Genomic DNA, 25169 nt, shown 5'->3' with positions numbered 1-25169 from the left:
CCCGCCCGGCCGCGGCGGCCGGCAACGCGGGGGCGCTGCCGGCCGGGTGCGACGAAATGTCTCAGGGCGCGCGCACGACTACGTCGTCCTTGCCGCAGTCGTCCACGTCGCTCTGGTCCATGGTGGCGTAGGGCTGGAAAGCCGGCAGGTCGCGTGCCAGCGCCTGCTGGCTGGCCAGCATCGCCGGCAGGCGGTTGCACAGCTGCTTGGCTTGGGCTTCGATCTTGGCCGCTTCGTCGTTGATGCGCTTTTCGATGCCCTCGCTGTCACCGCTGAAGACGCCCTTCAGGGCTTCGCCGGCGGCATTAACGCCCAGCCGCGCACCGGCCATGCCGATGTCCATGCCATCGCTGGCGATGCCGGCGATGTGGCCGCGGTATTCCTGCAGCTGGCGCCGCTGCGCTTCATTGGTCGGCGACTCGGTGCCGCCGATCAGCAGGCGGCCGTCCGGGGTGATCTCGGCACGGGCCTGGCCCTTGCCGGAAATCTTGATGTTGCCCTGGGCGATCTCGCGGCGCGCCTTGTCGGTGGCGTCCTTGATCTCCTTGCCCACCGTGCTGCTGGCCTCGGCCACGGTCTTGCCGGCGCTGTCGGTGGTGGACGATGGGGACGTGCCGCCGCAGGCCATCAGCGGCAGGCACAGCAGGGTAGCGGGCAGCAGGCGCAGCAGGTTCATGACAGTTCCCTTCCGTTGAATGAGGTGGAATTACTTGCCGCGCGGCAGGGTGACGCTGCCGCCGATATCGCGGTGGCGCACATCGCCACTGCCGCTGTGCTGCACGGTCAGGCTGCCGCGGGCGCCGTTGACGGTGATGTCGCCCGAGCCGTGGCTGCGCACGCGGACGTTGCCGCCCACCTCGCTGATCTCCACATCGCCGGAGCCGACCACGCCCACCTCGACATCGCCCTTGACCCGCTGGAAATCGATATCGCCCGAGCCCACGGTTTCCAGACGCACGCTGCCGCCCACGTCGAACAGGTCCAGATCGCCCGAGCCGACGGTGCCGGTGCGGGCATCGCCACGGATGTTGCGCGCCTTCACTTCGCCCGAGCCCAGCGACAGCAGCTCCAGCGAGCCGGCGCCGTCGATGTCCAGGTCGCCCGAACCGACGGCGGCATGCACGCTGCCGCGGGTGCCGCGGGCACGGCCATCGCCGGAGCCCACGTCCATGCTCAGCGACTGTGCGTTCTCAACGCTGCCATCGCCGGAGCCGATCTTGAACTGCAGCGGCAGGTTGTCCGGCACGCTGCCGCCGATGTCCAGCCAGGCGTAGCTGTTGCCCAGCGACAGCGCCGAGCGGCCGTCGCGGCGCAGGCTGACCACCAGCTTGTCGCCCACCCGCTGCTGGTCCAGCACCAGCTGGTCCAGCCAGTCGGCAGTGGAGGCGCAGGCGCGTCCTTCCAGCTGGCCGCCACCACTGCGGGCGACGACCTTCAGGTCATGCTGGTTCACTTCGAACACCACCGCTTTCACCCCGGCCGTTTCCAGCTTCAGCGCGCGTGGCGCCGAATGCTTGCAGTTCGGGGCATCGGCAGCCAGCGCCGACAGCGGCAACAGCAACAACGCAGAGCAGGCAAGCAGGGTACGCATATGGGTGCCTCCAGTAGTGGTAGAGGGGAGCGTCAGATTTCGCCAGCGCGCCTGCGCAGGCGGATGGCGATGAAGATGAAGGCCACGCCGAACGCCGCGCCGATCCATAGATCGGGCATCGCCAGCGACTTCAACTGCTGGGCAGGGTTCATCAACGAGACGATCGTATCCAGGCTCTTGTGTTCGTCGCTGGCGCCAAGGCGATACAGCAGATCCACGCCTGGAACGGTGCCCAGCAGCAGGCGGCCGACGATGTGCTGCCAGAACCAGCCGGTGCTCATGTCGAACAGGTGCATCACCTTGGTGGTGCTGACGATGATGCCGGCGAACAGGGGCAGCATCACTGCCCACAGGAACGGCTTGCTCTTGGCCCAGGCCGAGCAGAGCAGCAGCCAGCCGGCAGTGGGCAGCGCCCACAACGCGTAGACGGGGATGGCCGCGAGCAGGCCGGCGGACAGGGTGAGCGGGCTGGCCGGCCCCCAGATCAGGGTGGTCGGGCTGCCGCCATGGGTCAACGCAACCAGGCTGATGATCAGCAGGAAGCCGAACATGGTGGCGATGGCAGCCAGGGTGGCTACCAGCGGGGCCACGACCAGTGCGCTGAGCACCTTGGACAGGACGGTCTGGGTATCGGACAGCGGCAGCGACTTCCAGAACAGGATGCTGCGGTCGCGGCGATCGTCGTACAGCGCACCCAGGCAGTAGAAGAACACCACGAAGGCCAGTACCAGGAAGGGCCAGGTCGAGCTGAGGATGAGGGTCAGGTCCAGGCCGTTGCCCAGGTCCGCCATGTCCTTTGCGCTGATCTGGCGGGTCAACAGGCCCAGATCCAGGCCGTTGATGTTCACGTCCTCGCCGTCGATGTGCAGGCCGCCATCGCGCGCGGCACGATGCAGGGCGAACAGGCCCAGGCCGATGCCGATGCCGCTCATCAGCAACGAAACAATGCCGGCGATAACCGGGGCGTACAGGAAACCACCGCGGTTTTCCCAGTATTCGCGCTTGAGCAGCCAGCGCAGCGTGCCTGCGGGGCTGACCGGATGATTGACGGCATTCATGCGTAGGTCCCCTTCATGACAGCAACGAACAGATCGGCCAGGCCCGCAGTGCGGGTTTCGCCCAGGGTGGAAAGCTGGCTGCGCGGCACGCCGTCATACAGCAGCACGGTCTTGCCGAAGGCCTGGCTGCGCTCGTCGATCGGCTTGAGGGCGCGCGCGGTTTCCAGCTGTTCGGCGCCGACCAGCAGTTCGGTATAACGCTCGCCCACTTCGTCCATTTCGGCGCTGAGCACGATGCGGCCGTCACGGATGAACATCACATCGCTGAGGATGTGCTCGATCTCTTCCACCTGGTGGGTGGTGACGATGATGGTCTTCTGCTCGTCGAAGTAGTCTTCCAGCAGGCGCTGGTAGAACTCCTTGCGGTACAGGATGTCCAGGCCCAGGGTCGGCTCGTCCAGCACCAGGATGCGGGCGTCGATGGCCATCACCAGGGCCAGGTGCAGCTGCACGATCATGCCCTTGGACAGCTCGCGCACGCGCTGCTTGGGCTGCAGTTTGGTGTTGGCCAGGAAGCGTTCGCAGCGGGCGCGGTCGAAGCGCGGATGCACGCCGGCGACGAAGTCGATGGCCTCGCGCACGCGCAGCCAGCGCGGCAGCACCGCCACGTCGGCGATGAAGCAGATCTCCTTCATCAGCTCGTCGCGGTGCAGGCGCGGGTCACGGCCGAGCACGCTCAGCTCGCCCTCCACCGAGGTCAGGCCCAGGATGGCCTTCAGCGCGGTGGTCTTGCCGGCGCCATTGGGGCCGATCAGGCCGACGATGCGCCCGGCGGGGATGTCGAAGGTGGTGTTGTCGAGGGCGAGGGTGTTCTTGTAAGCCTTGCGCAGACCCTTGGCGGTAATCACCGCTGGGCTGGATTCAACGTTCACGACACTGGCATTCATGAGGATTTCCCCTGGGGCAGCAATTCGTTCAGGCTCAGGCCCAGGCGCTGGATGCGCTCCAGGACCGCCGGCCATTCTTCGTTGAGGAAGCGGTCGCGCTCGCTGCTGCGCAGCTGCGTGGCCGCCTGCTCGGTCATGAACATGCCCAAGCCGCGGCGCTTTTCCACCAGGCCTTCATCGGCCAGTTCCTGGTAAGCGCGCGAAACGGTGATGGGGTTCAGTTGATAGTCGGCCGCCACCTGGCGGACCGAGGGCAGGGCATCGCCCGGCTTCAGGATGCCGTCGAGCATCATGGCAATCACGCGCTCCTTCAGCTGGCGGTAGATGGGAGCGCCGTCGCTCCACTGGATGTCGCTCATGGTCAGCTCCGTGGGGTCAGCGGCTGTGCGAACGAGAAATACGGCATGGACAGGGAGCTGTGCAGCCGACGCGGGGGGGAGGGTTCGGCGGTCCCTGCCGGGGTGGAGATCGCGTCCTGCGTGGAATCGGGGGAGGGGGAGGATTCTGCCGGCGGTGCCGGCAGCAGCAGCCACGTCAGCACGAACAGGGTTGAAACAGCGGTGACCGCGGGAGCGGTATGGCTGCGACGCATCCGGATGTTCATGGTTCCCCCTGTCTCAGGTGACTGGTGTTGTATGCAACTATAACACCGGCACGCCTATGTGCAACCCCCGACGCGCCCCAACTGATGGCAGGGGCCATGAACGGGCGCGGTTGCAAATCCAAGCTGTTGATTTCATTGCAATGGCATCGGCGAACGCCGTCCTGGACACGGGCCTGGCATTCATACATGTGTACGGCGTGTCCAGCAAGGGCGCGCCAATCGGGCCCCGCGCGTGCCGCCACGGCGGGCAAAGTGGATGCCCGGCGGCCGCGACAGTGCGCTGGCAGGCCGGTGCTATAGTTCGGCCGATCCCCGGTCTGCAAGGGCCGGGCCCCTGTTGCAGCTACCGTGGAATGTCCCGCATGCCTGTGTTTCTCACTGCTCCGCGCCGCCTGCGCGGCCTGTCCCTGCTGGCTGTGCTGGCGCTGGGCCTGGCGGGTTCCGCCAGCGCCGTGGCCGCCGACCTGTTGGACGTGAATTACCGGCCGCTGGCCGGCAAGCAGCAGGTGAACCTGCTCAAGCGCTACCAGGGCCAGGTGCTGCTGGTGGTCAATACGGCCAGCAAGTGCGGCTACACCCCCCAGTACGAAGGGCTGGAAGCGCTGCAGAAGCAGTACGCCAGCCGCGGTTTCGCCGTGTTGGGTTTCCCGTCCAACGACTTCAAGGGGCAGGAACCGGGCGATGAGAAGCAGATCCAGGATTTCTGCACGCTCACCTATGGGGTGAAGTTCCCCATGTTCGAGAAGGTGCACGTGGTGGGCGAACAGGCCACGCCGCTGTATCAGCGCCTGACCGCCGCCACCGGCGTGGCACCGGGCTGGAACTTCCACAAATACCTGATCGGCCGCGACGGCAAGGTCATCGCCCAGTTCGCCAGCAAGGTCACCCCGGATGATCCGCAGCTGGGCGCGGCCATCAGCAAGGCGCTGGCCGCACCGGCACCGCGTTGATCACCGGCACGCATGCCTCGACATCTCCGGCATGCGTGCGACAATGGTTCTTTTCGCGCCGACGTCGGCGCCCAGACACTTCCAGGAATGCAGCGAATGAAGATGGGAATGCGCGGCGCCGCGGCGTCGGTTCTGATTCTGGCGATGGGTACCTCTGGTGTCGCCCTGTCGCAACAACCGGCCGCAGCGGCGGCCGCCAAGGAGACCGCAACCTTGAATTCCCCCAAGCAGAAGCTCGGCTACGCCATCGGTCTGGATGTGGCCAAGTCGTTCGCGCCGATCGCCGATGAAATCGACGTGGCCGCCCTGCGCACCGCCGTGGAGCGTTCGTTCGAAGGCCTGCAGCCGCAGATCACCCAGGACCAGGCCAAGGCCACCGATGCCGCCCTGCGCCAGGTAGTGATGGCCCGCAACGGCCAGCAGGTGCCGGGCGTTGCGCCGGGCTCGCAGCCGCCGAAGGTGGACCGCGTGAAGGTCGCGCAGATGATCGGTTCGTACTCCATCGGTCCGTCGCTGGCGCAGCTGAAGGACGATATCGATACCGCCTCGCTGTTTGACGCGATCAGCACCGGCCTGACCAAGGGCCAGGCGAAGATGACCGAAGCCGACGCAACCGCCACCATCCAGTCGTTCATGGGTGCCAAGCAGGCCGAGATGCAGGCCAAGGCCGCGCAGGCCGCGCAGACCAACCGCAGCGAAGGCAACGCCTTCCTGGCCAAGAACAAGACCCAGCCGGGCGTGGTGACCACCCCGTCGGGCCTGCAGTACCAGGTGATCCGCCCGGGTAGCGGCGAGCGTCCGCTGCCGAGCAGCAAGGTGCGCGTGAACTACGAAGGCAAGCTGCTGGACGGCACCGTCTTCGACAGCTCCGCGGGCCGTGGCCCGGCCGAATTCGGTCTGGACCAGGTCATCAAGGGCTGGACCGAAGGTGTGGCGCTGATGCCGGTGGGCTCGAAGTACCGCTTCTGGATCCCGGGCGAACTGGCCTACGGTGAGAACGGTACCCCGGGCGGCCCGATCGGCCCGAACGCCACCCTGACCTTCGACGTCGAGCTGCTGGGCGTCCTGCCGTAAGCGACCACGGAGCCAGCACGGATATGCGCGTTGCGATTTTCGGTACCGGGTACGTCGGTCTGGTGACCGGCACTTGCCTGGCCGACGTAGGCCACCAGGTGGTCTGTGTCGACATCGACCAGGCCAAGGTGGATGGGCTCAACCAGGGCATCATCCCGATCTACGAACCCGGCCTTGAGCCGATGGTGAAGGCCAACCATGCCGCGCTGCGGCTGTCCTTCACCACCGATGGCGCCAGCGCCATCGGCCACGGCCAGGTGGTCTTCATCGCGGTGGGTACGCCCCCCGACGAAGACGGCAGTGCCGATCTGCAGTACGTGCTGGCCGTGGCCCGCACCATCGGCCGCCACATGGCGGTGCCGACGGTGGTGGTGAACAAGTCGACGGTGCCGGTGGGCACCGCCGACAAGGTGCGCGCGGCCATTGCCGAAGAGCTGGCGGCGCGCGGTGCGGACATCGCCTTCGATGTGGTGTCCAACCCCGAATTCCTGAAGGAAGGCGATGCGGTGGCCGACTGCATGCGCCCGGACCGCATCATCATCGGTGCCAGCAGCGCCGACTCGGTGGCGGTGATGCGCCGCCTGTACGCACCGTTCAACCGCAACCACGATCGCGTGGTGGAAATGGACGTGCGTTCGGCCGAGCTGACCAAGTACGCGGCCAACGCGATGCTGGCGACCAAGATTTCGTTCATGAACGAAATCGCCAACATCGCCGAACGCGTGGGTGCCGACGTCGAACAGGTCCGCCAGGGCATCGGTTCGGACCCGCGTATCGGCTGGCACTTCATCTATCCCGGTGCCGGCTACGGCGGCTCGTGCTTCCCCAAGGACGTGCAGGCGCTGGCGCGCACCGCCCAGCAGTACGGCCTGGAGCCGAAGCTGTTGAACGCGGTCGAAGCGGTGAACGATGCCCAGAAGGGGCACTTGTTCGCGCTCATCCAGCGCCACTACGACAAGGGCGAGGACGAAGGTGTGCGCGGCAAGACCTTTGCCGTTTGGGGCCTGGCCTTCAAGCCCAACACCGACGACATGCGCGAAGCCTCCAGCCGCCGCCTGCTGGCGCAGCTGTGGGAAGGCGGTGCCACGGTGCGTGCCTACGATCCGGAAGCGATGCACGAATCGCAGCGCATCTTCGGTGAACGTGACGACCTGGTGTTCTGCGCCAATGCCAGCGAAGCGCTGGAAGGCGCCGATGCACTGGTGGTGGTGACCGAGTGGAAGCAGTTCCGCAGCCCCGATTTCCAGATGCTGCGCGAGCGGCTGAAGGATGCGGTGGTGTTCGACGGTCGCAATCTGTACGACCCGGCCGAGGTGGAAGCCGCTGGCGTGGCGTACTACGGCATTGGTCGGGGGCGTTCGCTGCATGTCTGAGCTGCCCACCGAACGCGAACAGGCGCTGGAAGCGCGCCTGGTCGAACTGGAAATGCGCGTGTCCTTCCAGGAACACGCGCTGGCCGAACTGAGCGATGCACTGGCCGACGCCCGCATGCAGGGCACGCGCAACGCCGATGTGCTGCGCGTGCTGCTGGAAGACCTGGGCAAGGTGCGCAACGCACTGAATTCTTCTGATCCGGCGAGCGAACCGCCGCCGCCGCACTACTGATCTGCATTCCTATGAGCGATACCCTCCGCGACCAGCTGATGGGCCTGGGCTTCAAGCCGGCGCCCAAGCCCGAGCGCAAGAACGATGCCCCCCGCCGTGATGGCCGCCCGCAGGGCAAGGGCGGCAATGGCAATGGAAAGCCGCAGGGCGCAGGCAAGGGCGAGCACAAGCCCGGTGAGCGCCGTGGTGGCCACGGCCACGCTGGCGCAGGCAAGCCCGGGCAGTCCCGTGGGCCGGGCGCGCAGGGCCCGCGCAAGCCGCGTTCTGCCGAGGAAATGGACCTGGCCAAGGCCTATGCCATCCGCGCGCAGAAAGAAAAGCAGGAACGCATTGAAAGCGAACGCCTGAAGCAGGAAGAAGCGCGCGTGCGCCGCGAGGCCAAGGCCAAGCTGGAAGAGCTGCTGAAGGACAAGAGCCTGAATGCCGAGGCGGCCGACATCGCCCGCCATTTCCCGTATGGCGGCAAGATCAAGCGCATCTACGTCACCCCCGAACAGCTGACCGCGCTCAATGCCGGTGAACTGGGCGTGGTCCAGCTCAATGGCCGCTACCTGCTGGTGACCGCCGAAGTGCTGGCGCAGTCCGAGGCGGTGTTCGCCGCGTCGGTGGCGCTGAAGGTCGACCCGAACGCGCCGGCCGAGGAAGACCCGTACGCCGATCCGCAGTACCAGGTGCCCGACGACCTGGTCTGGTAACGCACGACCGCCGTGGCGCCCCCTGCGGCAGCAGCGGCAGGGGGAGACGGATGTCCACTGATCCAAGCCGCGGCTACGTGCCGCACATTGACGGCCTGCGCGCGATTGCCGTGCTGGCCGTCATCGTGTTCCACCTCGATCCGGCCTGGCTGCCGGGTGGCTTCACCGGGGTAGACGTGTTCTTCGTCATCTCCGGCTTCGTGGTCAGTGCGTCGGTGCATCGCCTGCCGGCCCTGTCCTGGCGCGCCTCGATGCTGCGCTTCTATGCGCGCCGGGTACGCCGCATCGCGCCTGCGCTGGTGGCCTGCCTGCTGGCGACGGCCGTGGCCAGCGTGTTGTTCATTCCCGATTCGTGGCTGAGCGAAGCATCCGACAAGACCGGGTTGATGGCCTTCTTCGGGCTGAGCAACTGGGTGCTGGCGGCCGTTGGCAACGACTACTTCGCGCCCAAGGCCGAGTTCAATCCCTATACGCACACGTGGTCGCTGGGCGTGGAAGAGCAGTTCTACCTGCTGTTCCCGCTGCTGTTCCTGGCCTGGGCCCGCGGCCCGCGCGGCCGTTGGCTGAGCCTTGCGCTGTTCGCCGCGGTAAGCGTGGGCTCGTTGCTGCATGCGGCCCTGCTGGGGTTGCGTGATGCGCCGCCGGCCTGGGCGTTCTATGCCACCAGCACCCGCTTGTGGCAGCTGGGCGTGGGCGTTCTGCTGTTCCAGCTGCTGCATGTGGCCGATCGTGGTGAGCCTGGCAGTGCTGCACCGGTGGTCCGTTGGCGCTGGGCGTGGTCAGCGTTGGCCCTGCTGTCGCTGGGCGCACTGGGGTGGGCGCTGTGGACGGCGCGCGCCGGGCGCTCGCCGTGGCCGGACGGCGTGCTGCCGGCGCTTGCCACCGCCGGCCTGCTGCTGGCCCTGCACCAGCACCCGCAGGCATGGATCGCGCGGCTGTTGGCCAGTGCGCCGATGCGGCGGATCGGCCTGCTGTCCTATTCGCTGTACCTGTGGCATTGGCCGGTGTTCGTGCTGATGCGCTGGACCGTGGGCCTGGAAACCGCCCTGCAGATGGCCGCGGCCAGTGCGCTGGTGGCGCTGCTGGCATGGATCTCGTGGCGCTGGATCGAGCAGCCCTTCCGTGGCCCCAGGTGGCAGCATCTTGCACCCGGGCGCTGGGTGGCCGCCGGCGTGCTGACCCTGCTGCTGGCCGGTGGCCTGCAGGCGTTGCTGTACTGGCAGTCGCCCCTGCTGTCACTGAGCACGGTCAGTCGCCATCCGGCGGACTGGTACCCCGACGGCAAGAGCGTGGCGGCTGATTACCCCGGGTGCGCGCTGCAGGTGAGCAAGCACCGCTACCCCGGTGGCAGCGCGCGCACCTTCGCCCGCGGCGATTGCCCGCGCGCAGGGGCCGTGCAGGGGCCGGCGCAGGTGTTCCTGGCCGGCGATTCGCATGCCATGGCCTACCGCGAGCTGCTGCAGCGGCTGGCGCTGGAGACCGGTTCGACGGTGTCGCTGTACGGCCGCGGTGGCTGCCCGCAGATCAGCCTGCAGCAGTGGCGGGGTGCCGGTGCGGGCTGTGCCGAGCATGATGCGGCCGTGCGCGCGGACATCGCCGCGCGTGCGCAGCCGGGTGATGTGGTGGTGCTGGTGTCGCTGCGGGTACCGCGCCTGTCCGACCAGTACGTGCTGTTCGACGCGCAGGCGCAGTTGGCGGGCGAGCGCAGTGCGCAGGCCGCCGCCGGCCGCAACGCCGAGGTGGCCGAGGCCATTGCGCAGTGGCTGCCGCTGGCCCAGCGCGGCGTGCGTATCGTGATCGAAGCGCCCAAGCCGGTGCTGCCGGCACCGCCGTACCGGTGTTCCGACCGCTTCAATGCAGGCAATGCCGTCTGCCGCAACGGGCTGGATATTGCGCGGGCGGACATGGAAGCGCTGCGCGCACCGATGCTGGGCAGTCTGCAGCAGGTGGTCGATGGCCTGCCAGGCGCAGTGCTGTGGGATCCCTTGCCCGACCTCTGCACGGCTACGACGTGCGCGGCGCAGCGTGATGGCCGACCGTTGTTCTTCGACGGCGACCATCTGAGCGGTCATGGCAACCGCGTGCTGCTGCCGTCCCTGCAGCGGGTGCTGCAGCCCTAGCGCCGGGCCGTGCCCGGCACACGGGCCATCGGCCATCAGCGCTCGACCGCTTGCCCGGCCTGCCACACGGCGTGGATGTGCTGTGTATTGCCGATGTCGGCCAGGGGATCGGCATCGAGCACCAGCAGGTCGGCACGCTTGCCGGCGGCAATGCGGCCGCGATCGTCCATGCCCAGCAGCGTGGCGGCGTCGGCGGTGGCGGTCTGCAGGGCCTGGGCCGGGCTGAAGCCGGCCTCGGTCAGCAGCTTCAGTTCGCGGTGTTCGGCAAATCCAATCACCCGCTGCGGCATCGCCCCGGCATCGGTGCCGAAACCGAACTTCACCTTGGCCGCGCTCAGTCGGCGCAAGTTTTCCAGGTTCATCGCCACCGCTGCGCGCGCACCGGGAATGTTGGCCCCGGCCAGCTGCTCGCGCTGCCACTGCGGCTGCTGCCAGCGCGCGCGCACCGCAGCGGGCAGGGCATCGCGCAGGAACGGCTGCTGCAGTGCCTGCGGGTTTTCCGCATACCAGTAGTTGGCTTCGTCGATGTTCACCGTGGCGATGTACCAGGTGCCCTGGTCGTGCATTTTCCGCGCCAGCATCGGGTCCACCGCGCGATCGCGGATACCGTGGGCGATGATGTCCACGCGTGCATCCACCAGGTCGCGCGCCTGGTCAAGGTCGTGGATGTGCGCGGCCACCTTCAGGCCGCGCGCGTGGGCCTCGGCAATGGCGGCGCGGTAGATCTCCGGCGCCATCATCGGGAACTTGCCGCCCAGCGAATCCACCCAGAGCTTGATCACGTCCACGCCGTCGGCCTGCTGCGTGGCGACGGCGGCGCGGGCTTCTTCGGCATTGCGTGGCCGCGCCACCGGGTCGTGGGCCAGGCCCATCGCGGCCGCCGGCGGTGCACCGGCGAAGGCACCGATGCCGGCGCCAGCGCCGTACAGCTGCGCGCCCAGCGCGGGCGAGGCGTTCACTTCCTTGCGGATATCGAAGAAGGCCGGGCCGTTCATGCCCAGCGCGGTGACGGTGGTGATGCCGTAGCGCTGGAATTGGCGCAGGTCGCGCACCACGTTGTCGCGGGTGTAATAGCGATCACCGTGCTGCAGCCCTTCGGTGTTGCCCACGTGCGCGTGGTTGCTGACCAGGCCGGGCAGCAGGGTCTTGCCCTGGTAGTCGATGCGCCGGGCTGCGGTGGCGGCGGCCGGCAGCGGCGTGCCGACATGCACGATGCGCTCGCCGTCGATCAGGACCGGGGTAATGCCCAGGTCGCGGCGGCCGTCGAATACCCGGGCATTTTCCAGCAGGATCGGCTGCGCGGGGGCAGGAACGGCGGCGGTGGCGGCAAGCAGCAGCGCCCACAGGCGGGTCGGTCGCATCGGCAACTCCGGTCAGGGGGAAGCCCGAGGGTAACCGATGGGCCGCCCGCAGGCGTGTGCGCCGGGTCTATTCGGGGTCGTAATCCAGGTTCGACGCCAGCCAGCGCTCGGCCTGTGCACGCTCCACGCCCTTGCGCCGCGCGTAGTCGGTCACCTGTTCACGGCTCAGGCGGCCGACCACGAAGTACTGACTCTGCGGGTGGCTGAAGTAATAGCCCGACACGGCAGCGGTGGGCAGCATAGCGAAGCTTTCGGTCAGTTCCATGCTGGCGTGGGTTTGTGCCTGCAGCAGATCGAACAGCCGGCGCTTCTCGCTGTGCTCGGGGCAGGCCGGGTAGCCCGGGGCGGGGCGGATGCCGCGGTACTGCTCGTCGATCAGCGCGTCGTTGTCGAGCGTCTCGGCATGGTCGTAGCCCCAGAACCCGGTGCGCACCCGCTGGTGCAGGCGTTCGGCCAGCGCTTCAGCGAAGCGGTCGGCCAGCGCCTTCAGCAGGATCGCGTTGTAGTCATCGTGGTCGGCCTCGAAGCGGGCCACGTGTGCATCGATGCCGATGCCGGCGGTGACTGCGAATGCGCCGATCCAGTCCTGTTTGCCGCTGTCGGCGGGGGCGATGAAATCGGCCAGGCAGAAGTCGGGGCGCTCGGCCGGCTTGTCCACCTGCTGGCGCAGGAAGTGCAGGGTGGTCTCACCTGACGGGTGCTGCACGCGGACATCATCGCCCACGCTGTTGGCCGGCCACAGGCCGAACACCGCCTTGGCGGTCAGCCACTGCTCGTCCACGATGCGCGCCAGCATCGCCCGCGCATCGCGGTACAGATCGCTGGCCTGGGGGCCGACGATCTCGTCGGTCAGGATCGCCGGGAACTTGCCGGCCAGTTCCCAGGCCTGGAAGAACGGGGTCCAGTCGATGTAGTCGACCAGCTCGGCCAACGGGTAGTCATCGAAGACATGCAGGCCAGGCTGCTTCGGCGCAGGCGGGGTGTAGCTGTCCCAGCCGCCCTGGAACTTCTGCCCGCGTGCATGTTCCAGGCTGACCAGGCGCTTGGCGTCACCGCGGTTGCGATGGCGCGCGCGGATCTCGGCATAGTCCGCTTCGTTGGCGGCCACGAAGGCATCGCGCAGCTCGCGCGAGATCAGCGACTGTGCAACGCCCACCGCGCGCGAGGCATCCTTCACCCACACGGTGGGGGCCTGGTAATGCGGGTCGATCTTCAGCGCGGTGTGCGCGCGCGAGGTGGTGGCGCCGCCGATCAGCAAGGGCAGGTCGAAGCCCTGCCGCTGCATTTCGCGGGCAACGTGGCTCATCTCCTCCAGCGAGGGGGTGATCAGGCCGGACAGGCCGACCAGATCGGCGTTGTGTTCGCGCGCGGCGTGGAGGATCTTCTGCGCCGGCACCATCACGCCCAGGTCGATCACTTCGAAGTTGTTGCAGGCCAGGACCACGCCGACGATGTTCTTGCCGATGTCATGCACATCGCCCTTCACCGTGGCCATGATGATGCGGCCGTTGCTCTTGGCGGTATCGCCGCTGCGTGCCTTTTCGGCCTCGATGTACGGCAGCAGGTAGGCCACCGCTTTCTTCATCACGCGCGCGGATTTGACTACCTGCGGCAGGAACATCTTGCCGGCCCCGAACAGGTCGCCGACGATGTTCATGCCATCCATCAATGGGCCTTCGATCACGTCCAGCGGGCGGCTGGAGCCCTGCCGCGCCAGTTCGGTGTCTTCTTCCACCCAGGCATCCAGGCCGTGCACAAGCGCATGCGCCAGGCGCTGCGCCACCGGTTTTTCACGCCAGGACAGGTCCTCGGTCCTGGCCGCGCCCTTTTTGCCCTTGTAGCGCTCGGCAATCTCCAGCAGGCGCTCGGTGGCGTCGCTGCGGCGGTTGAGGATCACATCCTCCACGCGCTCGCGCAGGTCCGGTTCCAGCTCGTCGTAGATCGGCATGGCGCCGGCGTTGACGATGCCCATGTCCATGCCGGCGGCAATGGCGTGGTACAGGAAGACCGAATGGATGGCCTGGCGTACCGTCTCGTTGCCACGGAACGAGAACGACACGTTGGAGACGCCGCCGGAGACATGGCAGTGCGGCAGGGTCTGCTTGATGATGCGGGTGGCTTCGATGAAGTCCACCGCATAGTTGTCGTGTTCTTCGATGCCGGTGGCCACGGCGAAGATGTTCGGGTCGAAGATGATGTCCTGCGGCGGGAAGCCGATCTCATCGACCAGGATGCGGTAGGCGCGGGTGCAGATCTCCACCTTGCGCGCGGAGGTGTCGGCCTGGCCGGTTTCGTCGAAGGCCATCACCACCGCGGCAGCGCCGTAGCGCAGCACCTTGCGCGCGTGCTCGCGGAACAGGGCTTCGCCTTCCTTCAGCGAGATCGAGTTGACCACGCTCTTGCCCTGCAGGCACTTCAGGCCGGCTTCGATCACGCTCCACTTCGACGAATCGACCATCACCGGAATGCGCGCGATGTCCGGCTCGGACATGATCAGGTTCAGGTAGCGGGTCATCGCCGCTTCCGAATCGATCAGGCCTTCGTCCATGTTCACATCGAGGATCTGCGCGCCGCTGGCCACCTGCTGCCGGGCAACGTCCACCGCCTCTTCGTAGCGGCCTTCCTTGATGAGCTTGCGGAACTGCGCGCTGCCGGTGACGTTGGTGCGTTCGCCGACGTTGACGAACAGCAGGTCGGGGGTGATGACCAGTGGTTCCAGGCCGGACAGTCGGGTGTAGGGCGTGGTGCTCATGCGGCCTGCTGCTCCTGTGCGCCGGGCACCGCGCGCGGTGGCAGCCCGGCCACGGCCTGGGCGATGGCACGGATATGGTCCGGGGTGGAGCCGCAGCAACCCCCGACCAGGTTCAGCAGCCCATCTTCGGCAAAGCTGCGCAGCGTGGCGGCCATTTCCTCGGGCGTTTCATCGTATTCGCCGAAGGCATTGGGCAGGCCGGCGTTGGGGTGCGCGCTGACGTAGCAGTGGGCGACCTGGGCCAGGGTTTCCACATGCGGGCGCATCGCGTCGGCGCCCAGCGCGCAGTTCAGGCCGATCGACAGCGGCCGCGAATGCGCCAGCGAGGCGTGGAAGGCTTCGGCGGTCTGCCCGGACAGGGTGCGCCCGGAGGCATCGGTAATCGTGCCGGAGATCATGATGGGCAGCCGCGCACCGCGCGCATCGAAGGCCTCTTCGATGGCGTACAGGGCGGCCTTGGCGTTCAGTGTGTCGAAGATGGTTTCGACCATCAGGGTGTCCGCGCCGCCATCGATCAGGCCGTCAATGGCTTCGCGATAGGTATCGCGCAGCGCATCGAAGCTGGTGTTGCGGAAGCCGGGATCGTTCACGTCCGGGCTGATCGAGGCGGTGCGGCTGGTCGGGCCGAGTACGCCGATCACGAAGCGCGGCTTGTCCGGGGTGCTGGCCTGCACCGCATCGCAGCAGGCGCGCGCCACGGCGGCACCGGCCTTGTTCAGTTCGTACACCAGGTGTTCCAGGTGGTAGTCGGCCTGGCTGACCGAGGTCGCGTTGAACGTATTGGTTTCCACCAGATCCGCGCCGGCCTGCAGGTAGGCGGTGTGGATGTCGGCGATGACCTGCGGCCGGGTCAGCAGCAGCAGATCGTTGTTGCCCTTCAGGTCATGGCCTTCCGGCGCGCCATGGTCGCAGCCGGGGCCGTGGCTGTGGTCGTAGCCATCGGCGAAGCGTTCGCCGCGGTAGTCCGCTTCCTGCAGACCGTGGCGCTGGATCATCGTGCCCATTGCACCATCGATGATCAGGATGCGCGCGCGCAGGGCGTCAAGCAGGGCGTTGGCACGTTCGGGATGCAACCACGGCAGGCTGGACACGGCGACCTCAGGGTTTGTTGGCGATCAGCGAAATGACTTCAAAGTGCGGCGGGCGCTTTTCGCGGGTCACCGTTTCCAGGCTCGATACCTGCAGGCCGGCCTTGTCCACGAACTTGCGCAGTTCCTTGTCGCTGAAACCGAGATTGACGTGGCCATAGGCTTCCACCGCCGCCTTGTGTTCGTGGCGGGCCAGGCTGCACAGCAGCAGGCGACCGCCCGGGCGCAGCACGCGGGCCGCCTCGGTCACCGCCTGTGCCGGCTTGCTGGCATAGGTCAGCGCGTGCATCAGCACCACCAGGTCGAAGCTGCGGTCCTTGAAGGGCAGGGCATGCATGTCGCCTTCGCGCACTTCCACGTTGGGCAGGCGGCGCAGGCGCTCGCTGGCCGCGGCCACCACGCGCGCGCTGGTGTCGATGCAGATGTAGCGCTTGGCATGCGGGGCCACCAGCTCGGCCAGCACGCCATCGCCGGAAGCGATGTCCAGCACGTCGCCGGTTTCCAGCAGCGGCAGTGCGGTGCGCGCCAGCGCCTCCCAGGTGCGGCCCGGGGAATAGTGGCGTTCCATGTCGCCGGCCACGCTGTCGGCCCAGTTCTGGTCGGCGGCGCGGTGGGCCAGCACGGCGGCCACGCGTTCAGCATCCTGGCGCAGCAGCGGATCATCGCTTCCATTGCTCAGGGCATGCCACAATGCACGCTGCGCCGGGTCCAGCTGGGCCTCGTCGAAGCGGTAGTAGGCCGACACGCCCGAGCGGCGGTCGCGTACCAGGCCGGCTTCCTTCAGCCGCGCCAGATGGGTGGACACCCGCGGCTGTGCCAGCCGGGTGATGGCCGACAACTCGGCCACGGTCAGCTCTTCCTGCTCCAGCAGCGCCAGCAGGCGCACGCGGGTGGCGTCGGCGAACACCTTCAGGCGGGTCGACCAGTCTTCCAGATCCATAAATATCTACCTATCGCGATATAGAGATATATTCGCCGACGGGTGCTGTCGTGGTCAAGCCGGTGCGAGGGGCGAGTCAGCCGCCGATGCCCGCCCGCAGTTACAATCGGCACATCCGGGGGCGCCTGTTGCGGCCCCCGTCATCATGTACCTGGGAGGGTGTTGTGGATTTCAGCTTTACCGAAGAGCAGTTGATGCTGCAGGACGTGGCGCGGCGCATCGCGCAGGAAAAGATCGCCCCCAGCGCGGAGCACCATGACCGCACCGGCGAGTTCCCCCTTGAGAACATCCGCCTGCTGGGCGAGAACGGCCTGATGGGCATCGAAGTGCCGACCGAGTACGGTGGCGCGGGCATGGACCCGATCGCTTACGTGCTGGCGATGGTGGAAGTGGCCGCCGGCGATGCCGCGCATTCGACCATCATGTCGGTGAACAATTCGCTGTTCTGCAACGGCATCCTGACCCACGGCAGCGAGGCGCAGAAGCAGAAGTATGTGCGCGCCATTGCCGAGGGCGAGGCCATCGGCGCCTTCGCGCTGACCGAGCCGCAGTCCGGTTCCGATGCCACCGCCATGCGCTGCCGCGCGGTGAAGCAGGCCGACGGCACCTACGTGATCAACGGCAAGAAGAGCTGGATCACCTCCGGCCCGGTGGCCAAGTACATCGTGCTGTTCGCGATGAGCGAGCCGGACAAGGGCGCGCGTGGCATTACCGCCTTCCTGGTGGACACCGACAAGGCCGGCTTCGGCCGCGGCAAGACCGAGCCGAAGCTGGGCATCCGTGCGTCGGCCACCTGCGAGATCGAGTTCAACGATTACGTGGCGCAGCCCGATGAAGTGCTGGGCCAGGAAGGCGAGGGCTTCAAGATCGCCATGGGCGTGCTCGACGCCGGCCGTATCGGCATTGCCTCGCAGGCGATCGGCATTGCCCGTGCTGCGTATGAAGCCACGATCGAATACGTGAAGGACCGCAAGGCCTTCGGCGCGGCCATCGGCACCTTCCAGATGACCCAGGCCAAGATTGCCGACATGAAGTGCAAGCTGGACGCAGCGCTGCTGCTGACCCTGCGCGCGGCGTGGGTGAAGGGCGAGGGCAAGCGCTTCAGCAACGAGGCGGCCATCGCCAAGCTGACCGCCTCGGAAGCGGCGATGTGGATCACCCACCAGGCGGTGCAGATCCACGGCGGCATGGGCTATTCCAAGGAAATGCCGCTGGAGCGCTACTTCCGTGATGCCAAGATCACCGAGATCTACGAAGGCACCTCGGAAATCCAACGCCTGGTGATCGCCCGCAACGAGACGGGGCTGCGCTGAGCCGCATGGGGGCCCGCCCTGGTAGGTGCCAACCTTGGTTGGCACGCATCCAGGGCGCCAACCAAGGTTGGCGACTACCGGACTCCCGCCGCTCTGGCACCAACACGAAGACCCCGGTGGGCTGCGCCGCTGCAATGGCGGCGCATGGGAGCCCCCTCGGTAGGTGCCAACCTTGGTTGGCACGCATCTACGAGCGCCAACCAAGGTTGGCGCCTACCGCAAGGCCAGGCGCAGGCTAGCGCGGCACCTGGCAGTGCAGCTGCCTGCCATCCCATCGGCAGATCGGGCCGGAGGGTGCCGCACCCGGGTTGACCTCGATCTGCACCCCGTACAGGTGCGCCGAGTCCAGCCAGCGCTGGTAGTCGTCATCATTGTTGAAGTGGTAGTTGCCCACATACCCTTCGCCGGTTTCTGTATTGGATGCGGCGCCATCGGGAATGCGGTTGCCCTGGGCATCCACGCTTTCACCGGTCACGTACCGGGCCTTGTCCACGGCGTCTGGTGAGATGACCAATCGGGTCTGCGAGCCGTCCCGCCAGGTGATGACATAGGTGACGGTGTCGACGCCGAACAGCTTGCTCACCCAGCTCAGGACAATGGATGAAATGGTCGTCGCGAGTGAATTCCAGGCGGGTTGCTGGCTGTCAGCGCCGCTGAAGGCCCGGCCGATGGCCAGCTCCAGTTGGCTGCGGTAGGTCGCTGACTGCACTACGTCGTACGCGTTGAGAGCTTTCATGGCGTCAGGAAAGGTGATGCCGTTGGCCATCTGCGGATCGTCCGGATGCACGGGCACCACGGCGCCGCGCCCGAATGCCTGCGGCACGAACTGGGTGCCGGGGCCGAGATGCGCGTTTGGCAGGCCAAGAATTCGGTTGAACATGCGCGTGACCTCGGCCGGGGCCGGCGTGGGCAGCGCGCGGTATCGCTGAAGTTCGCGGTCGTATTCCACGTTATAGGCGCTCAGTCGCTGTTGCTGCGGATCGACGACGACGGTAAGCCCGGTGCCCGACTGCAGCGCCGCGGCGCGAGGGTCTGCACAGTTGACGCAGGGCACGACGCCTCCGGCGCGGGCATCCAGATGCGGGGCCAGGCCGGCCGTAAGTAGAAGCCAGGCCGCGACAAGACGTCTGGCAGAAGAGAGTGATGGGTGCATGGTTCGGTCATTCCATTGAAGGAATGCTCTGGATAGCGTTCTGCGCGCGTGCGAACCGGGAACCGGATCCCATCCGCCGAATGTCTGATCGCATGCGTAGGTTTGAGTCGCGATTGACGCGCTGGAAGGCCGCAGACGCAGCGCGATACCCAGCACAAGGCGCTGGCAGCCGCAGTCAGGCCCGACAATTGCGACACAACGCGCGCCGCCATGGTCAAATGCGATCCGCTTTTCGTTGTGGAGACGTTGAATGATCTATCGCGGTTGGGGGGTTGTGACCCTGGTGACGCCGATTGCAGCGATCCTGCTGCTGGCGTATTTCTTCCCGCAGGAAGGCCCGAAGGGCAATATTCCACTGCAGCAGGTGCTGCTGGGCGCGGGCCTGGGTGCTGCGCTGAACGTGCTGCTGGGGCTGTGGTTGAACCGCGCGCCGCGGCAGAAGGGTGAGGCCGCGCCGCATCATTTCTTCTTCGTGCCGATGCAGTGGGTGGCGCTGCTGATCGTGGTGGTGTGCGGCGCGATCGCGTTGCTGCGCTGAAGCGCGGCGAGTGCCAACCAAGGTTGGCACCTACCCGAAGCGCCCGCACATGGTGGGTGCCAACCAAGGTTGGCACCTACCCGAACCGCGCGCACCCGGTAGGTGCCAACCTTGGTTGGCACCCATCCCGGTAGTCGCCAACAAAAAGGCCCCGGATCGCTCCGGGGCCTTTTCATTTCACTTCACTGCCGGATCAACGATCCGGACGGTGTGCCGATTCGGCGTCGCGCTGGCGTTCCATGAACTCCTTGGACGGCTCGTCGAGCTTGTCGCCCAGCATGCGGCGCACCACCACGAAGAACACCGGGATCATCAGCAGACCCAACAGGGTGGCAAACAGCATGCCGCCGATCACGCCGGTACCGATGGCATGGCGCGAGTTGGCGCCGGCACCGGTGGAGATGGCCATCGGGATCACGCCCATGATGAAGGCGAACGAGGTCATCAGGATCGGGCGGAAACGCAGGCGGGCCGCTTCGATGGTGGCATCGCGCAGGGTCTTGCCCGCCGCACGCTGCTCCACCGCGAATTCCACGATCAGGATCGCGTTCTTCGCGGCCAGGCCGATCACGGTGATCATGCCGATCTTGAAGAAGATGTCGTTGGGCAGGCCACGCATCATCGACAGACCGATGGCACCCAGCACGCCCAGCGGCACCACCAGCAGCACCGCCACCGGAATCGACCAGCTTTCATACAGCGCGGCCAGGCAGAGGAACACCACCACCACCGACAGCACCAGCAGCAGGGTGGCTGCGTTGCCCGCCAGGATTTCCTGGTAGGACATGCCTGACCAGTCGTAACCATAGCCGGCCGGCAGGTCGTTGTTGACGATGTCTTCCATCGCCGTCATCGCTTCACCCGAGCTCTTGCCCGGTGCCTGCGAGCCGACGATGTTGATGGCCGAATAGCCGTTGTAGCGGCTCAGCGACGGCGGTGCCGACACCCACTCGGAACTGACCACGGTGCTCAGCGGGATCATCGCGCTGGTACCGTCGGCATTGGTGGTCAGGCTGGACGGGCTGTAGAAGCTCTTCAGCGATTCCTGGCCGGTACGGTACGGCGCGTCGGCCTGCATGGTCACGCGCTTGATGCGGCCCTGGTAGAAGAAGTCGTTCACGTACACCGGGGCCAGCATCAGCTGCACCGTGCTGTACACGTCCGACACCGACATGCCCATCGACTGCGCCTGCACGCGGTCCACGTGCAGCTGCAGCTGCGGGGCGTTTTCCAGGCCGTTGGGGCGCACGCCGGCCAGCTTGTCGGTTTCCTGCGCGGCCTTGCCCAGCAGCATGTTGCGCGCCTGGGTCAGCTGTTCGTAGCCCTGGCCGCCACGGTCCTGCAGCCACATGTCGAAGCCGCCGAACTGGCCCAGACCCTGCACGGTGGGCAGGTTGACCACGAAGATCTGCGCTTCCTTGATGCCGTAGAACGCGCCGTTCATGTTCTGGATGAACTCCGGAACGGTGACCTTGCGCTCGTCCCAGGGCTTGAGGCGGATGAAGCCCATGCCCACGTTTTCGCCGGAACCGACGAAGCTGAAGCCGGCGATCTGCATCAGGCCTTCATAGCCTTCCTGCTTTTCCAGGATGCCGCGCATCTGGGCGAAGACTTCGTTGGTCTGGCTCTTCGGCGAACCCGGCGGCAGCTGCACGATGGCCAGTGCGTAGCCCTGGTCTTCTTCAGGCAGGAAGCTGCCCGGCATGCGGGTGAACAGGAAGCCGCACAGTGCGGTCAGCACCACGGCCAGGATCATCCAGCGCGGCGCATGCTTCACCGCCGAGGTGATGTGGCCGACGTAGGTGTGGCTGATCTTGTCGTAGTACTTGTTGAAGGTGCGGTAGACGATGTTCGGGTGGTCGTTGTGGGTCGGCTTCAGGAAGGTGGCACACAGGGCCGGGGTGAAGCCCAGCGCCAGGAACGCCGAGAAGCCCATCGAAATGGCGATGGTCAGTGCGAACTGCTTGTAGATCTCACCGGCCGCACCGCCCTGCAGCGCCGAGGGGATGAACACTGCCGCCAGCACGACGGTGATGGCCACCACCGCGCCGGTGATCTGGGTCATCGCTTTCTGGGTGGCCGGCTTGGGCGCCAGGCCCTCCTCGGTCATGATGCGCTCGACGTTCTCGATCACCACGATCGCGTCATCGACCACGATGCCGATCGCCAGCACCATCGCGAACAGGGTCAGCTGGTTGATCGTGAAGCCGATCATCCACATGCCCAGGAAGGTACCCAGCAGGGCCACCGGAATGACCAGGGTGGGGATGATGGTGGCGCGGAAGTTCTGCAGGAAGATCAGCATCACCAGGAACACCAGCAACACCGCTTCAAACAGCGTCTTGACCACTTCCTCGATGGAGATCTTGACGAAGGTGGTGCTGTCGTACGGCGAGAACCAGCTCACGCCCGCCGGGAAGCTGGGCTGCAGTTCGTCCATCTTGGCGCGCACCGCATCGGCCACGTTCAGGGCGTTTGCGCCCGGCAGCAGCTGGATGGCGAAGGCGCCGGTGGGGGCACCGTTGTACTGGGTGTCGAAGCCGTAGTTGTTGGCACCGAAGCCGATACGGGCGATGTCCTTCAGCAGCACGCGCGAGCCGTCGGCGTTGGCGCGCAGGATGATGTTCTCGAACTCTTCGGGCGAGCTGAAGCGGCCTTCGGCCGAGACCGTGGCGGTGAAGTGGCCATCGGGCGAGGGGTCCGAACCCAGCGAACCGGCAGCGAACTGCACGTTCTGGGCGCGCACCGCCGCCAGCACCTGGCTGGCCGACAGGCCGTAGCCCTGCATCTTTTCCGGGTTCAGCCAGATGTTCATGGCGTACTCGGAACCGAACTGCTGGGTGCTGCCGACGCCGGGGATACGCGAGACCTGGTCGAGCACGCGCGAGCCGACGATGTCGTTCAGCGCATCACGGGTGATCGACGGGGTTTCCGAACGCAGGCCCACCACCATCAGGAAGCCGGCGTTGGCCTTGGCCACCACCACGCCCTGCTGGGTCACTTCGGTGGGCAGGCGCGGCGTGGCCAGCGAAACCTTGTTCTGCACCTGCACCTGGGCGATGTCCGGGTCGGTACCGGTTTCAAAGGTCAGGGTGATCTGCGCTCGGCCGTTGGACGAGGACGACGAGCTGAAATACAGCAGGTGATCGATACCGGTCAGCTGCTGCTCGATCACCTGGGTGACCGATTTTTCCGTCGTGTCCGCGCTGGCGCCCGGGTAGGTGGCCGACACGGTCACCTGCGGTGGGGCGATGTTGGGGTAGGACTCCACGCCAAGGTTGAGGATCGCGATCACGCCGCTGAGCGAGATCAGGATCGCCACCACCCAGGCGAAGACCGGATGTTCGATGAAAAATTTAGGCATGACGGAAGGGTCCCGTTACTGCTTGTTCGATTCGGTGGCAGCCGGTTCGGCCTGGTCGGCCGCTTCGGCCGGGGCCTTGTCGGCGGCCGGTGCGGCACCGGCGGCGGCCGGCTTGGCGCTGGCATTGGCGTCCTGGCCCGGGGTCCAGGGCTTGGCCGTGGCCGGCGCCCCTTCCTTGACCTTCTGCACGCCGGCCACGATCACCTTGTCACCGGCGGCCAGGCCGTCGCTGACCAGCCAGTTGCCGCCCTGGGCACCGTCGGTCTTCACGTTCTTGCGCACCACCTTGCCGTCGGCGCCGACCACCATCACGAAGCCGCCCATGGTGTCGCGCTGCAGGGCCTGCTGCGGAACCAGGTAGGCGTTGTTGCGGTCACCCAGGTTGGCCTGGAAGCTGACGAAGGCGCCCGGCAGCAGGATCTGCTGCGGGTTCGGCAGCACCGCACGCAGGGACACCGCACCGGTGGTCGGGTCCACGGTGGTGGACGAGAAGTCCAGGGTGCCCTGTTCGCCGTAGGTGGTGCCGTCGGACAGCTTCACCGCCACGGTGGCCTTGCCATCGCCGGACAGCGCCAGCGCACCCTTGGCCTGCTGCGCACGCAGCAGGCTCAGTTCGTCCACGCTCAGCGAGAAGTTCACGTACAGCGGGTCCAGCTGGTCCACGGTGGTCAGCAGGGTCACATCGCCCTGGCCGACCAGCGCGCCTTCGGTCACCTGCTGCTTGTTGGCCACGCCGCTGATCGGCGCGGTCACTTCGGCATAGCCCAGGCTGATGCGCGAGGACGACACGGCCGCCTCGGCCTGCTTCACCGCGGCCAGCGCGGTGCGCTCGGTGGCCTGGGCCGCGTCCAGGTCGGACTTGGACACGTACTGCTGCGGGGCCAGCGAACGGGCGCGGTCGGCGGCGACCTTGGCGTTGGCATAGGTGGCGCGGGCCGAGGCCAGCTGGGCCTCGGAAGCATTCAGTTCGGCGCGCAGCGGGGCCGGATCGATCAGGAACAGGGTCTGGCCCTGCTTGACCTGGCTGCCTTCCTGGTAGACGCGCTTGAGCAGCACGCCGGGCACGCGGGCGCGCACGTCGGCACTGCGGTAGGGCGACAGGCGGCCGACCAGTTCACGCTGCAGCGGCAGGGTCTGCGGCTTGGCATCGATCACGCCCACTTCCGGCGGCGGGGGCGTCTGCTGTTCCGGCTTCTTGCAGGCCGCCAGGGCGACAGCGACGGCGCACGTCAAGGCAAGGGTGCGGAGTGGGGCGGTCATCAGGAGAAACTCCGGTGTTGGTTTGTAGACGGGACCGCTGCCGGTTCCGGCGCGAACGCGCGCAGGAAACCGTCAACGGAGAACTCGGCCCAGCGCCTGCGCGCACGCGCGTCATCGCGATGGGGGGTATGGAAGCGTTGTTTGTCGAAATCCTGACCGGCGATCATGCTCAGCAGCAGTTCGGCCATGTAGTGCGGGTCGTCATGCCGGAGCAGGCCACGCCTGCAAACGGTTTCAATCCATTCAGCAAGATGAAGTGTCAGCGCCCCGGCGCCTTCCCGGTACAGCGTACGCGCCTCTTCGGGGAACTGGGATGCATCGGCGGCAATCAGTCGGCAGGCCTGGCCCACGTGGGGCTGGTTGAAGTGCTCCAGGAAGTCGGTGGCGAACTGCAACAGGCTGGCACGCAGGTCGTCACTGCGGAGTGCACGCAGCAGGATGCCGCTGGCATCGCCCACGTGCCGCTGCACGACCCGGCGCAGCAGGTCCTGCTTGTTGCCGTAGCGCGAATAGAGCGTCTGTTTGGAACAGCCGGCCTGCTGGGCCACCGCGTCCATGCTCATCTGCATGCCCTGGCGGCCCAGCAGTTCGCGCACGGCATCGAACACGCGCTCATCGCGCGCGTCCACGGCAACGGGGAGGGTAGTGGGGTTCACGCGGTGGACTATACCGTCCAGTTCAGGATTGTGGAATCGTGCCGATAGTCCTGCCTGTTACCTGCCGCGTGGTTTTCCGTAACACGCTTTGCCGATCCTGTCGGCAGCGGCGCAACGCCCGTGCGCGCCATACCGGTGCGAACTGAATAGGCGTCTAAAC

General features: G+C 66.8%; 21 protein-coding genes. 8 read left to right on the top strand and 13 right to left on the bottom strand.

Annotated elements, in window-relative coordinates; translation table 11 throughout:
• Window positions 1-61: 61 nt before the first annotated feature.
• From C1930_RS12620 to C1930_RS12600, 5 genes are read right to left on the bottom strand one after another with little or no spacing between them, the layout of a single operon-like run.
• Window positions 62-676, bottom strand: coding sequence for a hypothetical protein (locus tag C1930_RS12620; RefSeq protein ID WP_108771896.1), 615 nt, complete (start codon window positions 674-676; stop codon window positions 62-64).
• Between the two features lie 30 nt (window positions 677-706).
• Complete coding sequence (locus tag C1930_RS12615; protein WP_108750042.1) at window positions 707-1591, bottom strand: DUF2807 domain-containing protein; 885 nt, start codon at window positions 1589-1591, stop codon at window positions 707-709.
• Between the two features lie 32 nt (window positions 1592-1623).
• Window positions 1624-2649 carry a hypothetical protein gene (locus tag C1930_RS12610; RefSeq protein WP_108756607.1) on the bottom strand — a complete coding sequence of 342 codons (1026 nt, stop codon included), beginning with the start codon at window positions 2647-2649 and terminating at the stop codon, window positions 1624-1626.
• Window positions 2646-3536, bottom strand: a complete 891-nt coding sequence (locus C1930_RS12605; protein ID WP_108756606.1) for an ABC transporter ATP-binding protein — start codon at window positions 3534-3536, stop codon at window positions 2646-2648. Before C1930_RS12605 ends, C1930_RS12610 begins: the two co-directional genes overlap by 4 nt.
• Window positions 3533-3895, bottom strand: coding sequence for a GntR family transcriptional regulator (locus C1930_RS12600; protein WP_108756605.1), 363 nt, complete (start codon window positions 3893-3895; stop codon window positions 3533-3535). The genes C1930_RS12605 and C1930_RS12600 overlap by 4 nt, the downstream gene beginning before the upstream one ends.
• A 607-nt stretch (window positions 3896-4502) precedes the next feature.
• Here C1930_RS12600 and C1930_RS12590 point away from each other — a divergent pair.
• From C1930_RS12590 to C1930_RS12565, 6 genes are all read left to right on the top strand, one after another.
• A complete protein-coding gene (locus C1930_RS12590) occupies window positions 4503-5090 on the top strand; it encodes a glutathione peroxidase (protein WP_108757754.1) in 588 nt (195 codons plus the stop codon).
• Between the two features lie 96 nt (window positions 5091-5186).
• Window positions 5187-6164, top strand: coding sequence for an FKBP-type peptidyl-prolyl cis-trans isomerase (locus tag C1930_RS12585; RefSeq protein ID WP_108756603.1), 978 nt, complete (start codon window positions 5187-5189; stop codon window positions 6162-6164).
• Between the two features lie 23 nt (window positions 6165-6187).
• Window positions 6188-7537 carry a UDP-glucose/GDP-mannose dehydrogenase family protein gene (locus tag C1930_RS12580; RefSeq protein WP_108753550.1) on the top strand — a complete coding sequence of 450 codons (1350 nt, stop codon included), beginning with the start codon at window positions 6188-6190 and terminating at the stop codon, window positions 7535-7537.
• Entirely contained in the window at window positions 7530-7769 is a 240-nt protein-coding gene (locus C1930_RS12575) for a SlyX family protein (RefSeq protein WP_053515402.1), read from the top strand. Before C1930_RS12580 ends, C1930_RS12575 begins: the two co-directional genes overlap by 8 nt.
• Before the next feature lie 11 nt (window positions 7770-7780).
• Window positions 7781-8464, top strand: a complete 684-nt coding sequence (locus tag C1930_RS12570) for a DUF2058 family protein (protein ID WP_108756602.1) — start codon at window positions 7781-7783, stop codon at window positions 8462-8464.
• 50 nt (window positions 8465-8514) lie between these two features.
• Entirely contained in the window at window positions 8515-10584 is a 2070-nt protein-coding gene (locus C1930_RS12565; protein ID WP_108756601.1) for an acyltransferase family protein, read from the top strand.
• 35 nt (window positions 10585-10619) lie between these two features.
• On the opposite strand, the gene C1930_RS12560 is transcribed toward C1930_RS12565, so the two are convergent.
• The 4 genes from C1930_RS12560 to C1930_RS12545 form a co-directional block, all read right to left on the bottom strand.
• Window positions 10620-11945 (bottom strand): amidohydrolase family protein, encoded by a 1326-nt coding sequence (locus C1930_RS12560; RefSeq protein WP_108771895.1) that lies wholly within the window; start codon window positions 11943-11945, stop codon window positions 10620-10622.
• Window positions 11946-12012: 67 nt separating this feature from the next.
• Window positions 12013-14697 (bottom strand): methionine synthase, encoded by a 2685-nt coding sequence (metH, locus tag C1930_RS12555; RefSeq protein ID WP_108771894.1) that lies wholly within the window; start codon window positions 14695-14697, stop codon window positions 12013-12015.
• Window positions 14694-15788 carry a homocysteine S-methyltransferase family protein gene (locus C1930_RS12550; protein WP_108771893.1) on the bottom strand — a complete coding sequence of 365 codons (1095 nt, stop codon included), beginning with the start codon at window positions 15786-15788 and terminating at the stop codon, window positions 14694-14696. The genes metH and C1930_RS12550 overlap by 4 nt, the downstream gene beginning before the upstream one ends.
• A 7-nt stretch (window positions 15789-15795) precedes the next feature.
• Complete coding sequence (locus tag C1930_RS12545) at window positions 15796-16725, bottom strand: metalloregulator ArsR/SmtB family transcription factor (protein WP_108750029.1); 930 nt, start codon at window positions 16723-16725, stop codon at window positions 15796-15798.
• A gap of 164 nt (window positions 16726-16889) precedes the next feature.
• Between C1930_RS12545 and C1930_RS12540 the strand changes: the two genes are divergently transcribed.
• The gene (locus C1930_RS12540) at window positions 16890-18038 is read left to right on the top strand and encodes an acyl-CoA dehydrogenase family protein (protein WP_108756597.1); all 1149 of its coding nucleotides are present in this window, start codon (window positions 16890-16892) and stop codon (window positions 18036-18038) included.
• Between the two features lie 235 nt (window positions 18039-18273).
• Here the strand turns inward: C1930_RS12540 and C1930_RS12535 are convergent, their stop codons facing one another.
• Window positions 18274-19191: a hypothetical protein gene (locus C1930_RS12535; protein WP_108756596.1), complete on the bottom strand. Its 918-nt coding sequence runs from the start codon at window positions 19189-19191 to the stop codon at window positions 18274-18276.
• A gap of 250 nt (window positions 19192-19441) precedes the next feature.
• Here C1930_RS12535 and C1930_RS12530 point away from each other — a divergent pair, with 250 nt between their 5' ends.
• Window positions 19442-19729 carry a hypothetical protein gene (locus C1930_RS12530; RefSeq protein WP_108771892.1) on the top strand — a complete coding sequence of 96 codons (288 nt, stop codon included), beginning with the start codon at window positions 19442-19444 and terminating at the stop codon, window positions 19727-19729.
• Window positions 19730-19922: 193 nt separating this feature from the next.
• Here the strand turns inward: C1930_RS12530 and C1930_RS12525 are convergent, their stop codons facing one another.
• Genes C1930_RS12525 through C1930_RS12515 form a run of 3 tightly spaced genes read right to left on the bottom strand, consistent with a single transcriptional unit; the run spans window position 19923 to window position 25009 of the window.
• Window positions 19923-23093 carry a multidrug efflux RND transporter permease subunit gene (locus C1930_RS12525; protein WP_108750025.1) on the bottom strand — a complete coding sequence of 1057 codons (3171 nt, stop codon included), beginning with the start codon at window positions 23091-23093 and terminating at the stop codon, window positions 19923-19925.
• A gap of 15 nt (window positions 23094-23108) precedes the next feature.
• A complete protein-coding gene (locus C1930_RS12520) occupies window positions 23109-24353 on the bottom strand; it encodes an efflux RND transporter periplasmic adaptor subunit (protein WP_108756594.1) in 1245 nt (414 codons plus the stop codon).
• Window positions 24353-25009 (bottom strand): TetR/AcrR family transcriptional regulator, encoded by a 657-nt coding sequence (locus C1930_RS12515; RefSeq protein ID WP_108750023.1) that lies wholly within the window; start codon window positions 25007-25009, stop codon window positions 24353-24355. Before C1930_RS12515 ends, C1930_RS12520 begins: the two co-directional genes overlap by 1 nt.
• Window positions 25010-25169 lie beyond the last annotated feature (160 nt).

It is taken from the genome of Stenotrophomonas sp. SAU14A_NAIMI4_8, assembly GCF_003086695.1.
Taxonomy (GTDB): domain Bacteria; phylum Pseudomonadota; class Gammaproteobacteria; order Xanthomonadales; family Xanthomonadaceae; genus Stenotrophomonas.
This window is presented reverse-complemented; position numbering and strand designations above follow the sequence as displayed.